Below are 13941 nucleotides of genomic sequence, written 5' to 3'. Positions count from 1 at the left end.
GCTGCGCTGGCTATCAGTCTATATCGTCCTGATTGTGCATGCCGACCAGTGCGTGATCTCCGGCACTTTGTTCCTGCTTGGCACCGTCATTACGCGACGCTTCCAACTCGGCCAGGTACGCCTCGTCGATGTCTCCGGTAATGTACTTGCCGTCAAACACCGAGCAGTCGAACTCGTCCAGAGCAGGATTGACTTCACGGCAGGCTGCCTTCAGGTCCTCGAGATCCTGGTAGACGATGCGATCGGCACCGATCAGCTCGCCCACTTCGGCCTCGCTGCGCCCGTGGGCAATCAGTTCGTTGGCCGCCGGCATATCAATGCCGTACACGTTGGGATAACGCACGGGCGGTGCGGCAGAGGCAAAGTAGACCTTGTTGGCCCCGGCGTCGCGGGCCATCTGAATGATCTGCTTGCAGGTGGTCCCGCGCACGATGGAGTCATCGACCAGCAGTACGTTCTTGCCCTTGAACTCGACATCGATGGCATTGAGCTTCTGACGCACGGACTTCTTGCGCTGGGTCTGCCCCGGCATGATGAAGGTACGACCGATATAGCGGTTCTTCATGAACCCTTCACGGTAGGTCACGCCCAGGTGCTGTGCCATCTCCAGCGCCGAGGTGCGGGAGGTGTCGGGAATCGGAATGACCACGTCGATATCGTGCTCTGGCCATTCGCTCTTGATGCGATCGGCCAGCTTACGGCCCATCTGCAGGCGCGTGCCATAGACGTAGGCACCGTCCAGCAGAGAGTCGGGGCGAGCCAGATACACATGCTCGAAGATACAAGGCGCCAGCACCGGACGGTCCGCACACAGCTGGGTGTGATAGTTGCCGTCCATGTCCACGAAGATGGCCTCGCCCGGCGCCAGGTCACGCTCAAGCTCAAAGCCACCCACGTCCAACGCAACAGACTCGGACGCAATCATGACTTCCTGGCCGTCACCCTGGTCACGGGTACCGAATACGACGGGGCGAATACCTTGAGGATCACGGAAGGCTACCAGGCCAACGCCGTTGATGACCGCCACCGCGGCATAACCACCGCGGCAACGCCGATGCACGCGACGCACCGCGTCAAAGATATCGCCAGGTTCCAGGTGCGGCCCCTGCTTGCCCAGCTCATGGGCGAACACGTTGAGCAGAACCTCGGAATCGGAGCTGGTGTTGATATGGCGCAGGTCCGACGAGAACAGCTCTTTCTTGAGCTGCTCGGAGTTGGTCAGATTACCGTTGTGAGCGAGCGCCAGCCCGTAAGGAGAGTTGACGTAGAACGGCTGGGACTCGGCCTCGCTGGAAGAACCGGCGGTAGGGTAACGGACATGGCCAATACCCAGATTGCCCTTGAGCCGCGCCATGTGGCGAGTGTGAAACACATCACGAACCAGACCATTGCTCTTGCGCAGCAGGAAACGGCCTTCGTTCCAGGTCATCATGCCCGCCGCGTCCTGACCGCGATGCTGTAGCACCGTCAGAGCGTCGTAGATTGCCTGGTTAACCGCCTGCTTGGCCATCAGGCCGACGATACCGCACATTCAACTTACCTCATTTGCCGTGAAACGCCGGCCGCAAGGCCAGCGCAAGAGTCGTCTGTCACTGCCGAAGTCAGAGCGCCGTACCGTTTGCTCTGCTCGCATCGTCGCTGGCAGGTCCTTCTGCCTCACCGCCCGAAGACGGCGAAGATGGTACCGGGGACTGTCCTTGAGAGTGCCCTTCAAACTGTCCTTGAGACGGCGTCTGCATGTCTGGCTGCGGAAGCTCGCGCAGAGACTCGGGGAAGTCCGGCAAGCGCCCGTCAAAGTCACTCAGCTGCCCCAGCCCCCAGTCACGCAATTGCTCGAAATGGGGGCGCACGCTGGCATCTTGCCAGGCCTTCAATTGATCCAGCGGGGTAAATCCGATCAGCAGCGTCACCAGGGTCAGCACGGCTGTCGCCTTCACCCCGCCAAACACTGCGCCGGTGAGCCGGTTAAGAAACCCCGCCCCGACCCACTCCACCGCTGCCTGCACCATGCGGATCAGAATACCCCCGACCAGGATGGTAACGATGATGATCAACACGAAGGCGACGATCAGGCGGCCGTCCGGGCTCTCTATCCAATTGCCCAAGAGATCGGCAACGGGCTCGGAAAACATCCGCGCCGCCAACAGCGCCACGATCCAGCTCGCCAAGCCAAGCGCTTCCCTGACCAAGCCTCGCACGAAGCCCGCGCCCACTGCCAAGGCCAGTGCCGCCACAAATACCCAGTCCACCCAGGTCGCAAGCATCAGCTATCCACCTTGACCAGCAAGCCCTGAAGGTTCTCACGAGACTTGAGCTCGCCCATGACCCCCTCGGCATCTTCCGAGGCCGCAAAAGGCCCCACGTAGACGGTTGTCAGAGAGTTGCTGCGGGCACGCGAGTAGGCAGGATAACCTTGATCGCGCAGCTTGTTCATCAGTCGATCAGCATTGGCGGACTCACCGAAACTGCCCACCTGAACGGCCCATTCACCGCCCTGCACCGCGGACGTGGCGGCGCGACCCTCTCGCTGATCCGCCTGGCGCGCCAAGGCAGCGATGGGGTCTTCAGCAGGTTCCTGACGCGGCGAGTCGGTGGAGGAAGACGAGGTGGAAGCAGAGGACGAAGCGCCCTGGCCTGCCCCATTCTGGCGATCGGTGTCGGCGTTGGTGCCGGCAGTCACCTGCTCTGCGGGCCCCGGGTCAACCTGTGACTGGGTGGACGCATTGGCGCTGTTCTGCTGCTCACCCGATGAGGCTGACTCGTTGGCCCCCAGCGTGCTGGGCGGCGTGGGGTCCGCCACATCACGGCGCTCTACGTCCACTGGAGGGTCAATGGTCAGCACCGGCTCGGGCCGCTGCTGCTCTGACTCCGGCTCATCGAACAACAGGGGAATAAAGATGACACCCAAGGCCACCACGATGATGATTCCGCTAACGCGCTCGCGCATTCCGTATTTCATGTCGCTCCCTCGCAGGCATTGCCGGTTCCGGTCTGTCGGTCGCTATGACGCTCCCCCTGACATTCCCTCTGACGTTCCCACCTCGCCAGTATGGCAGCAACGGTGAAGAAGGAACCGGTGACCAGAACGTCATCCGCATCGCCGAAGCGCGATTCAAGCCAGTCCGCCCCTGCGTCAGGCGTGTCAGCCTGGTGCATCACGACGCCTCCCAGCTGTTCAATGCGCGCGGCCAGGTCCTGGCTGGGGCGACCTCGCGCCCCCTCGAGAGTCACCGGGACCCAACCGTCGACCACCGGCGCCAGCTCAGCCAGGACGCCATCGGCATCCTTGTCCTCCAGCATACCGATCAGGCACCACAGGCGCCCGCTTGGCTCGTCACCCCCTAAGGCGTGTCGACGGCTGTGGAGACGAGTGGCCAGGTAGGCGGCGGCATGAGGGTTGTGGCCGACATCCAGACACCAGCGACCCTGCCACTGCATGCGCCCCGGTAGCGATACCTGGGCAAACGCGGTGTGGCAGGCCGATGCCTCCAGACTTCCGCGGGCCAGCCACAGCGCCTGGAGCGCACTGGCGGCATTATCCCGCGGCAAGCCCGGGTCGGGCAGACCTCCCACGCGAACCGTCGCGCCGTCCAACGCAGTGCCCTGCCAGGACCAGCTGGCATCGCTGTCCTGCTGGGTGACTGAACCAGAGGGCGACTGGGGAGCCGACCGATACGAGGCGTGCTGGAACGCCTGGCCAAGGGCGAAGACTGTCGCACCAATGCGGGCAGCATGCCCCGCCACGCTGTCGGGTAGAGCGGTACTACCTAGCACGGCGGGCTTGCCGGAACGCATGATGCCGGCCTTCTCGCGGCCAATCACGGTGATATCGTTGCCGAGAAACGCGGCATGGTCCTGGGCCACGGTAGTGACCACGGCCACATCCGGGTCGACCACATTGACGGCATCCAGCCGCCCTCCCAGCCCCACCTCAAGAACGGCCAGCTGAGGCTTGGCTTGGGCGATGGTCCACAGCGCCGCCAGGGTTCCCACTTCAAAATAGGTGAGGCTGACCGGCGTTGGCGACAGACGGGCCTGCTCAACCCGAGCAAAACCCTCCATCAACACCGCATCGCTGGCCTCACGCCCGTCGAGGCGCAGGCGCTCGTTGTACCGCACCAGATGCGGCGAGGTGTACGCCGCCGTCGTCATCCCGTGGGCCCGCCCCAAGGCTTCCAGCATGGCCACGGTGGACCCCTTGCCGTTGGTGCCGGCCACGGTAATCACAGCCTCGGCGATGGGCTCAGCGGTCAGCCCAAGCCTGCCGGCGACCGCGGCAACGCGCTCGAGACCGAGGTCGATGCCCACGGGGTGGGCAGCTTCCAGCCGAGCCAGCCAAGCGTCCAGAGTGGTGGGAAGGGCGTGCTCGTCCATGAATCAGCGCGGAGCGTCCTGGGGACGGTCAGCGTGGCTGTCCTCCGACGCAGACCCGACATCCTCATCGTCCACTGCACGCAGAGCCTCTGGCTGTGGCGCGTCGGCCATGGCCAGGTTGCGCTCGGCTGCCTCGGCGGCATCCACCAGGTCGGGCGCATCCTCATCCGGCAAGCCTGCCGCCGGTTGATGGGTCAGCTTGCGTAGTACTCCACCGATACGGGCCCGCATGTCATGGCGATGGATAATCATGTCGACGGTGCCGTGCTCGAGCAGAAACTCGCTGCGCTGGAAGCCTTCAGGCAGCTTTTCGCGGACGGTCTGTTCGATGACGCGGGGCCCGGCAAAGCCGATCAGCGCGTTCGGCTCGGCCACGTTCAAGTCGCCCAGCATGGCCAGGGAGGCAGACACGCCACCGAAGACCGGATCGGTCAGCACCGAAATGTAAGGCACACCCGCCTGCTTCAGGCGCTCCAGAGCGGCAGAGGTCTTGGCCATCTGCATCAACGAGAACAGCGCTTCCTGCATGCGCGCACCGCCGGAGGCAGAAAAACATACCAGCGGCTGGCCCTGTTCCAGGGCAATGGTCGCGGCACGCACGAACTTTTCACCCACCACGGCGCCCATGGACCCGCCCATGAAGGTGAACTCGAAGGCCACCGCCACCACCGGGATGCCATCCAACGAACCGCGCATGGCGATCAGGGCGTCATTTTCGCCGGTATCCTTCTGGGCCGCCGCCAGGCGGTCCTTGTACTTCTTGGAGTCACGAAACTTGAGACGATCTACCGGCTCCAGGTCAGCGGCAATCTCTTCGCGACCTTCCTTGTCGAGGAACCAGTCCAGGCGCTTGCGTGCCGTCAGGCGCAGATGATGGTCACACTTCGGGCACACATTGTGATGCTTTTCGAGTTCGGGCAAGTACAGTACCGACTCGCACTTGGGGCACTTGCGCCACAAGCCATCCGGCACGCTCGCCCGACGATCCTTGCGCTGAATGCGGCCCACCGAGGGCACAATCTTGTCTAGCCAGCTCATGTCAGAAGTCTTCCGTTGCAACGGCCGCCGGCCATGGCCGACGACAGGGTCGAATCTCTACCCTGGATGCCTGTCAGGCGTCCAGGGCATGGCGTATCTCTGTCATCACCGCCTTGATCTCGGCGATGGCGTCATGAGGAGCGTCACAGTGTTCAGCAATGCGCGATACCAGGGCGCTGCCGACGATCACACCATCGGCGACCTTGGCCACCTCTGCTGCAGAGGCCCCATCCCGAATGCCGAAGCCGACGCACAGCGGCAGATCGGTCAGCTGCCGCAGGGGCGCCAGATGCGCCGCTACGTCGTCAGCATTGAGTCGCGCCGAACCAGTCACTCCCTTGAGCGACACATAGTAGAGATACCCATGCGCGTGGGCGCATATTGTAGCGGCACGCTCAGGTGAAGTGGTAGGGGCGACGAGAAAGATTGGCGACAAATCCGCAGCTTCCAGCAGCGGGCCAAGCTCGTCTGCCTCTTCCGGAGGCATGTCGACCACCAACACGCCATCGACACCGGCGGCACGTGCCTCCCGTGCGAAGCGCTCGATCCCGAGGCGCTCGATAGGATTGAGATACCCCATCAATACCACCGGCGTCTCCTGGTCACGCTGGCGGAAGGTAGCGACCATCTCCAGCAGGTCCACCAGGCGGGTACCATGCTTCAACGCCCGCTCACAGGCCTTCTGGATCACCGGACCATCGGCCATGGGGTCGCTGAACGGGACGCCGAGCTCAATGACATCGGCACCCGACTCCACCAGTGCGTGCATATAGTCCACGGTCACGCCAGGCACCGGGTCGCCCCCGGTAATATAGGGCACCAGCGCCTTGCGGCCCTGCTCGGCGAGAGAACAAAACCGCTGTTCGATTCGAGACATGGGATCCCCTTGTGCTTCCTTAAAGGTCGATACTGTCGATCTTGGCGACAGTGAGGATGTCCTTGTCACCGCGTCCGGACAGATTGACCACAATATTCTGGTCGGGTGACATGGTCGGCGCCAACACCTTGGCATGGGCCAGGGCGTGGGCCGATTCCAGCGCTGGCATGATGCCTTCCACATGGGTCAGTTCACGAAAGGCCTCGAGCACCGCGTCGTCATTGGCGGCTACATAGTTGACCCTGCCCACGTCCTTCCACAGCGCGTGCTCGGGACCGACACCGGGGTAATCCAGCCCGGCCGAAATCGAATGCGTGTCGCTGACCTGGCCTCCTTCATCGGACATCAGGTAGGTACGATTACCGTGGAGTACGCCGCGAGGGGCGCCGGATGCCAGGGGCGCCGCATGACGGCCGCTGTCCAGGCCATCGCCACCCGCCTCGACGCCGTACATCTGCACGCCATCATCCTCGACGAAGGGATAAAACAGGCCCATCGCATTGGAGCCACCGCCTACGCAGGCCACCAGGGCATCGGGCAGACGGCCAAATTCTTCCAGCGACTGCTGCCTGGCTTCCCGTCCGACCACGGCATTGAAGTCGCGCACCAGCTGCGGATACGGGTGAGGGCCTGCCACGGTGCCGATGATGTAGAAGGTATCGTCGACGTTGGTGACCCAGTCTCTCAACGCTTCGTTCATGGCGTCCTTGAGCGTCCGCGTGCCCGACGTCACCGGGATCACGTTGGCCCCCAGCAGACGCATGCGATAGACGTTGAGCTTTTGCCGCTCCGTATCAGCCTCACCCATATAGACATCACAGCGCAGCCCAAGCCGCGCCGCCACGGTAGCGGTCGCCACGCCATGCTGGCCTGCCCCGGTCTCCGCAATCACCCGTGGCTTGCCGCTCTTCTTGGCCAGCAGCGCCTGGCCGATGGTGTTGTTCACCTTATGGGCGCCGGTGTGGTTCAAGTCTTCACGCTTCAACCAGATCTGTGCGCCACCTAGTTGCTGCGACCAGCGCCGAGCGTGATACAGCGGCGACGGCCGGCCCACGTAATGGGCAAGGTCATGATCGAATTCGGCCTGAAAATCAGGGTCGTTCTTGAGGCTCTGATAGGTGCGGTCCAGCTCATCCAGGGCGAAGCTCAAGGTCTCGGATACGAAACGCCCGCCGTAGGCCCCGTAATGGCCCCTGGCATCTGGCCAGCGGGACAGCTCACTGAACTTGCTCATGTCGGACTCCTTCAGAGTTGTCTATTGGGCTCTGCGTCATTGGCATGTAGCAACACCCCCGCCCCTTCGGCGACGACTGTTGCCCCCAAGCAAGCGCCCGTCTTGAGCGCCCTTCCTAGACGCCTGTCTGGCTCGCGACCCTGTCGCCCAATGCCACCGCATTGACGAAGGCACGCATCCGCCCAGCATCCTTGATCGCGGCAGCACTTTCGATGCCCCCCGACACATCCACCGCATGGGGCCTCACCTGGCGGATCGCCTGGCTGACGTTGTCGTCGGACAAACCGCCCGCGAGGATAACAGCTTTACCCAGCCCTGGTGGAATTCGGCTCCAGTCGAAAGTATCACCGGTACCACCCGGCACACCTGGGCGGTAAGCATCGAGCAGCAGCCCCCGCGCGCTGTCGTAGCAGCGTGCGGCGGCGTGAACATCCAGCCCGTCACGCATTCTCAGGGCCTTGATATAGGCACGATCATAGCGCTCGCACTCGGCGGCGGACTCATCACCGTGAAATTGCAGCAGGTCCAGCCATGGCAGGGCCCGACTCACCTCTTCCGGGGCGGCATCGACAAACAGCCCCACCCGCGTGATGAACGCCGGTACCCGAGCCGACAAGCGCGCCAGCTGATCCACGTCGACGGCCCGTTTGCTGCCCGCCCACAGTACGAAACCGATGGCATCAGCACCCAACGCCACGGCGGCGTCGACGTCCTGTTCCCGGGTGAGGCCGCAGAACTTGACCCGAGTACGCTGCATTGGTGCTGTCATGACCTTTCCTCAGACGTCTTGGACGGTGCTCCATCCAGCTCCTCGGCGCGAACGGCTCGGCGTGTCTCAGCGATCGGGCGGCCACGTCGGAACTCGACCATCGGACAGTCCGGCAAGGGACGCTCACCGGTCCACTCGCCCAGAAAGGCCAGCAGGTTGGGCCCCAGAGGCTCCGCCGGTAACTGCCACTGCTCATCATACAGGGTGTCGACAAAGTGCAAGCCGCAGCCGGGGGCGGTGACGTCGCTCTTCTGGCGGTCGCGCAACGCCAACAGCCGCTGAATATAATCGGTGCCCTGCTCGCCACGCCCAACGGTGACCAGCGCGCCAACGATGTTACGGACCATGTGATGCAGGAACGCATTGGCCTGCAGGTCGACCACCACCAGCGGGCCATGCCGATGGACTTCTATGAAGTGCAAGTGCCGCCAGGGCGTCTTGGATTGGCAGCCTGCCGCGCGAAAGCTTGAGAAGTCATGCTCGCCCACCAGAGCCTGAGCGGCCACGTGCATGGCGTCCGCATCCAGAGGGTCGCGGCACCAGGTAGCATTGGCACGCTCCAGCACCGGCCGACTGGGCTGATTCAAGATCACGTACCGGTAGCGACGGGCCAGGGCCTTGAACCGGGAATGAAACTCATCCGGCACCTGACGAATCCAGCGGATGGCGATATCGCGAGGAAGGTTGGCGTTACCGCCAAACACCCAGGCCTTTTCCGAACGCTGCACAGGCGGATCGAAGTGGGCGATCTGCCGCGTGGCATGCACGCCAGAATCAGTGCGGCCGCTACAGTGCAAGGTGATCGGTGCGCCAGCCACCTTGGCCAGCGCCGCCTCCACTGCGCCCTGGACAGAGGGCGCGTGCTTGAGCCGCTGCCAGCCACAGTAATGGGTTCCATCGTACTCAACGCTGAGCGCGAGCCGACCCTCCATGGGAGTACGTTCGTCAAGGTGATGAAAGAAGGACATACGACCTGCAAGCCGAAGAAAGCGGTGGCCACGCAGGAATCTGCGCGAATGAGAGGTTCATTATCCCTTAACCGCTCGGTGACGACCAGCCTCGCAGTCAGCCTGTCACCGTGGCTCCTGCCAGCCGTGACCGTATAGGCGTCCCGCTATCCGCCTCCGCTGATAGGCTACCGTCCCCCCCTTCCCCAACATCGCCCTTACCTACGACCCTTGGCTGCGGCGCGCACCGAACAACAACGCCCGAGACACGACAGCAGCTGGGCCCTCCAGCCGCACTCTCTTGAATACTGTGCTGTCACACGCTCCATTTTCCCCGCCCACCCTCACTGCACAACGCAGCAATGCCTCCCGGGATTCGCGCATGACGCCGCTCCTTCGACGAATGCGGTCATCCTGGCACCAGGACAAGCACATGAAAGTTTCAGCACAAACTCACTTGAACACTCCCCGTCGCATGACATTTCCACCACCTAACGAGGGCATATAGCCCTCCTCTAAACCTTACCCATTGCTGTGCTTATTCGATCATTTTCGTAAGAAAAAGGCTCATATGGACCATAAGTACAATACTGGCATAACGCACCCTTAATTAGCGTTATACAACATTCAGAAACATGTTGGTAAAAGGCAAGGAAACTTCATGAATAGAAGCCATGAAAGCAGCCTCGCATCCACCTCAGTGGCAGACTTCGTTGCAACGGATGGTGCTCAGAACATCAGCGCCTTATCCCGTGTCGATGAAGAACTATTGATGAACGGACTTGCTGGAGAATTCGAAGATATCGCCCAACTCTCTTACACAGTAAACGGGAGTCTTGGCTACCACTTTGGCGCTGTTGGACGTGCAGATAGCACTAGCTTCCTCTGGCAGACCGACCACCTTCCCGCGCTGACAGCACAGGGCAAAACGCTAAGCTGGATCACCTCCGCTGACGGCAAACCGATAAAAGCGGTGACACACGACGATGACACCGTGCTCGAGCTCACTAACGCGGATGTCGTTCATGGCAGTTACGAACTCACCCTGTATCAGCCCCTCAAGCATCTTCTGGTCAATACCGAAGATAGCTTGGTCTTCGCTGTGGGCTTCACCATCACCGATGACGACGGGGATACCGCCAGCTCGCGAATCCTGATCAATATCAACGACGACTCTCCAATGGCCAGTATCGTCACACCAGATGGCGTGGATCAAGGGGGTAGCGTCCGCTCACACTGGCATTCGAACAGCGGAGCCGAGGGTGGCCCTGGCGATACGGCGGGTGTCGTCACAACCGTAACGGGTTCGCTGGGATACGACTTCGGCACTGATGGCGCCGGGACGGTGCAGGCATTCCGCTGGTCCATGGAGGGCCTACCTACGCTTAGCTCGGGGGGAGATCCTGTTACCTGGACTCTCGCCCCCAACGGACGGGCACTGATTGGCGTCAACGACGCAGGCGTGCGGATTATTGTGGTGCAGCTATCAGATATTGAAGGCGGCAACTATCGCGTCACATTGCTGAAGCCGTTACATCATACCGCCCCAGGTATTGAAGACAACCTGTCACTCAACATCAGCTACCGAATCACGGATAGTGATGGCGATACCGCTCAGGGCTCACTTCACGTCGATATCAACGACGACATCCCGCTTGCGCAGGATGACAGCACACACACGCTGCACCGTGAGCCAATCACGGTAAATGTCATTGGCAACGATAATCTTAGTGCAGATAGAAGCTCAATCGCCGCCGCTAGCGTAAATGGCGGGGCTGCAACCGGAACCGTCACTATCAACAAGGATGGTTCAATTACCTTTACACCAAACCAATACTTCTCTGGTGACGCCACTATCGAGTACCAACTTAGTGATAGTGATAGTGATGGCGACAGCTCTAGCGCCACGTTGACAGTGTCAGTTGCTTCCCCACCCAAAGAACTGATGGTGGATGACAACGGCAACAGCAAGTATCAATCAGGCTTGGGTAACGATGTCTTAATCGGCGACACGGGCGGAGTAGACGCCAAAATTGAAGCCGCAACAAACCATAACGCCATCCTGATGCTTGATGCGTCACAAAGCATGCGACAGATGACCAACAGTGGACTCAGTCGCCTTGACGTCATGCAACGTTCCATCAAAGCCCTTGCACGAGATCTTTCCGAGCACGATGGAATTGTCAACCTTCATGTCCTTACCTTCAATAGAGGCATTTCATCGATCAAGACATTCCGAGACTTCTCGACCATAGATCTCGACGAAGTGAAGCCCTTTATCGACGCGCTTGAAACAGCAAACAACACCAACTTCGATGCTGCATTCCGAGGTGCAGAAACCTATTTAGCGAACTTCAGCAAGCCGAATTTTGTAAACATTGCCTATCTCGTCACAGATGGCCGTCCCAACACTTATATCAAAGGGCATGGACAACCCACCACACCGGTAAATGGCCTGTCACTTACTGGCGACACCATGACCGCGACGCTGGAATCCTTCAATAGACTCGCCAAGTTGGCTGATGTTCATTCCATCGGGATCAGCGAGGACGTCAGGGAAGATCAGCTGAGATTCTTTGACAACACCTACAGCACAGATACCGGTGACCTTTCACTTAGTGATGGGACCGTCATCACCCCTCAAGTCGGAGAGCCAGATATTGCCACTACCGTAACTGATCTCAATACCGCCCTTCAGATCGGCAGTCATGGGGCAACTCTTAAGGCACTAGGGAACGACACGCTGGCAGGATCCTTCGGGGATGACATCCTGTTCGGTGACGCTATCAACAGTGATCAACTTGAGTGGACCAACGGCCACACCGGCGAGCGATTTCTTGCCGGCCAGCACAACGGTCTCGGTTACCAAGGGTTGGAAGATTTTATCAAGTGGAGCGTCAACAATGGCTCAAGTCCAAGCGAACAACAGCTAGCTGACTACATCGCCAAACACTATAGCGTATTGCGCGACATAGGGAGAATGGATGGTGGTGAAGATACTCTTCAAGGGTCATCTGGAAACGACACGCTAGTTGGTGGTGGTGGCGATGACCTACTTATAGGTGGGCCAGGTCACGACACATGGATAGGTGAGACCGTCGCTGATATCTACCAGTGTTTCTCTCATCATGCAGGAAATTGGATGCTCCCGACCAGGATAAAGTGCTTGGTTTCCGAGAGGGAAAGTTTGGCAGCGACACCCATGCAGACAAGCTCGACCTTAGCGAACTTCTGCAGGATGCAGACACTAGCAATATTTCGAGCTTTGTTCATGCATCGGGAGAAGACGGCAACGTCAAGCTGTCGATCAAGGCGATTGGTGTCATCAATGCCGACGGAAGCAATGCCGATTTGGTTATCACCTTAACGGGCCAGACCATCAACTTTGACGGAGTGAGTGAACATTACATTGATAAACTGATCCATAACGGACAACTCGATATATGAAGCAACATCTTTACACAAAAAGATAGCAGCGCGATCAACGAAGAGATGCGTTACAGGAACCAGAGTTTCTATAGCCACCGCTCACAATATAACTGATAGCGTCTAATCCTCTTGATGGATACGTACTTAATAGTGCCTCGACAGAGCATGGAGAATGACATGACTACTTCGAAAACAGATGGACCGATTTTTTCCTCAATTGGCGATTTCGTCTCTACCGATGGAGGAAGAAATATCAGCGCCTTAGCCAGGATCGACGAGGAAGGCCTACCCGGAGGTGTAGCAGGTGGATCCGGCGACGTCACGGGCGAGCTCGCTACGACTACCGGCTATCTCGGTTACCGATTCGGCGCAGATGGTGATGCACAGCGTGGTGCTTTCGCCTGGGATACGTCCCAGCTCCCGTCCCTAACCTCAGCTGGGAGGCCCCTTCTCTGGGAGAGATCGACCGATGGATTAACACTGACCGCCATCACATCGGAAGGTGACGCTGTGCTTCGGCTCACTAACACCAATATTGTGACAGGTGCATATGAACTAGCACTGATGGCTCCCCTGGATCACGCACTTTCGGGAGTCGAAGATGGCCTCATCTTTGCCATCGGCTTTTCGATTTCCGATGAAGACGGAGATACCGCCAATTCACGCATCCTTATTGACATCAATGACGACTCCCCTCTTGCAAGTATCGTTACGCCGGATAGCGTACGGCAGGGTGACAGCATTACCTCTCAATGGACATGGGATGGTGGAGCGGATGGCCACCAGCGTACGGTTATCAAGGTCGCTGGTGATGACACAGAATATTCACTGAATAGTGCCATCGACACAGGTCAGGGCACGCTCACCGTAAGCACCGATGGGTCATGGACATTTGTGGCCAACGGAGCTGCCTCCGGTGCTTTGGATTTTACCATTACCGTCATTGACAATGACGGCGATACAGCTGTCGCGCAGGCGGTCGTCGCTATTGAAAACTCGGCTCATCCCATCACACCCGACTCTGATGACGACCCGTCGACGACAGCCCCAACTGCCCTTCTCGATGAGGACGGACTGATCGGCGGCATCGAGGGAGGCACAGATGATGCACCGGGGCGCATCACCACCATCACTGGCTCACTTGGCTATGACTTTGGCGCCGACGGCGCGGCCGATCAGGACGCATTCCACTGGAATATCGACTCGTTGCCTAGCCTCACCGCCGGTGGCACTCCCCTCACCTTTAGCGTCAGTGCAGACGGCAGGACCTTGA

11 protein-coding genes and 1 pseudogene are annotated in these 13941 nt (G+C 59.9%); 3 read left to right on the top strand and 9 right to left on the bottom strand.

Going from position 1 to position 13941, the window contains the following annotated elements; genetic code table 11:
• Positions 1-13 precede the first annotated feature (13 nt).
• From purF to truA, 9 genes are all read right to left on the bottom strand, one after another.
• On the bottom strand, positions 14-1531 hold the full coding sequence (purF, locus tag KUV72_RS16855) for an amidophosphoribosyltransferase (RefSeq protein WP_206943213.1): 1518 nt from the start codon (positions 1529-1531) through the stop codon (positions 14-16).
• Between the two features lie 70 nt (positions 1532-1601).
• Entirely contained in the window at positions 1602-2264 is a 663-nt protein-coding gene (locus KUV72_RS16850; RefSeq protein ID WP_222239156.1) for a CvpA family protein, read from the bottom strand.
• The gene (locus KUV72_RS16845; RefSeq protein WP_222239155.1) at positions 2264-2959 is read right to left on the bottom strand and encodes an SPOR domain-containing protein; all 696 of its coding nucleotides are present in this window, start codon (positions 2957-2959) and stop codon (positions 2264-2266) included. Before KUV72_RS16845 ends, KUV72_RS16850 begins: the two co-directional genes overlap by 1 nt.
• Complete coding sequence (locus tag KUV72_RS16840) at positions 2956-4374, bottom strand: bifunctional folylpolyglutamate synthase/dihydrofolate synthase (protein WP_222239154.1); 1419 nt, start codon at positions 4372-4374, stop codon at positions 2956-2958. The genes KUV72_RS16845 and KUV72_RS16840 overlap by 4 nt, the downstream gene beginning before the upstream one ends.
• Before the next feature lie 3 nt (positions 4375-4377).
• Positions 4378-5412, bottom strand: coding sequence for an acetyl-CoA carboxylase, carboxyltransferase subunit beta (gene accD, locus KUV72_RS16835; RefSeq protein WP_224852069.1), 1035 nt, complete (start codon positions 5410-5412; stop codon positions 4378-4380).
• 73 nt (positions 5413-5485) lie between these two features.
• Positions 5486-6289 carry a tryptophan synthase subunit alpha gene (gene trpA, locus KUV72_RS16830; RefSeq protein ID WP_222239153.1) on the bottom strand — a complete coding sequence of 268 codons (804 nt, stop codon included), beginning with the start codon at positions 6287-6289 and terminating at the stop codon, positions 5486-5488.
• 19 nt (positions 6290-6308) lie between these two features.
• Positions 6309-7523, bottom strand: a complete 1215-nt coding sequence (gene trpB / locus KUV72_RS16825; RefSeq protein WP_222239152.1) for a tryptophan synthase subunit beta — start codon at positions 7521-7523, stop codon at positions 6309-6311.
• 115 nt (positions 7524-7638) lie between these two features.
• Positions 7639-8292: a phosphoribosylanthranilate isomerase gene (locus KUV72_RS16820; protein WP_222239151.1), complete on the bottom strand. Its 654-nt coding sequence runs from the start codon at positions 8290-8292 to the stop codon at positions 7639-7641.
• Positions 8289-9260: a tRNA pseudouridine(38-40) synthase TruA gene (truA, locus tag KUV72_RS16815; RefSeq protein WP_222239150.1), complete on the bottom strand. Its 972-nt coding sequence runs from the start codon at positions 9258-9260 to the stop codon at positions 8289-8291. Before truA ends, KUV72_RS16820 begins: the two co-directional genes overlap by 4 nt.
• A 640-nt stretch (positions 9261-9900) precedes the next feature.
• Here truA and KUV72_RS16810 point away from each other — a divergent pair.
• The 3 genes and pseudogenes from KUV72_RS16810 to KUV72_RS16805 all read left to right on the top strand — a co-directional run.
• Positions 9901-12309: pseudogene (locus tag KUV72_RS16810) on the top strand (Ig-like domain-containing protein); the annotation flags it as partial.
• A gap of 44 nt (positions 12310-12353) precedes the next feature.
• Positions 12354-12686 (top strand): type I secretion C-terminal target domain-containing protein, encoded by a 333-nt coding sequence (locus KUV72_RS20090; protein ID WP_409995898.1) that lies wholly within the window; start codon positions 12354-12356, stop codon positions 12684-12686.
• Positions 12687-12845: 159 nt separating this feature from the next.
• A partial coding sequence (locus tag KUV72_RS16805; RefSeq protein WP_222239148.1) for an Ig-like domain-containing protein occupies positions 12846-13941 on the top strand: 1096 nt, incomplete at its 3' end.

Origin of the sequence: Halomonas sp. DP4Y7-1 (assembly GCF_019800705.1) — a bacterium.
GTDB lineage: Bacteria > Pseudomonadota > Gammaproteobacteria > Pseudomonadales > Halomonadaceae > Halomonas > Halomonas litopenaei_A.
The sequence above is the reverse complement of the archived record's forward strand: the minus strand, read 5'-3'. Positions and strand labels throughout refer to the sequence as shown.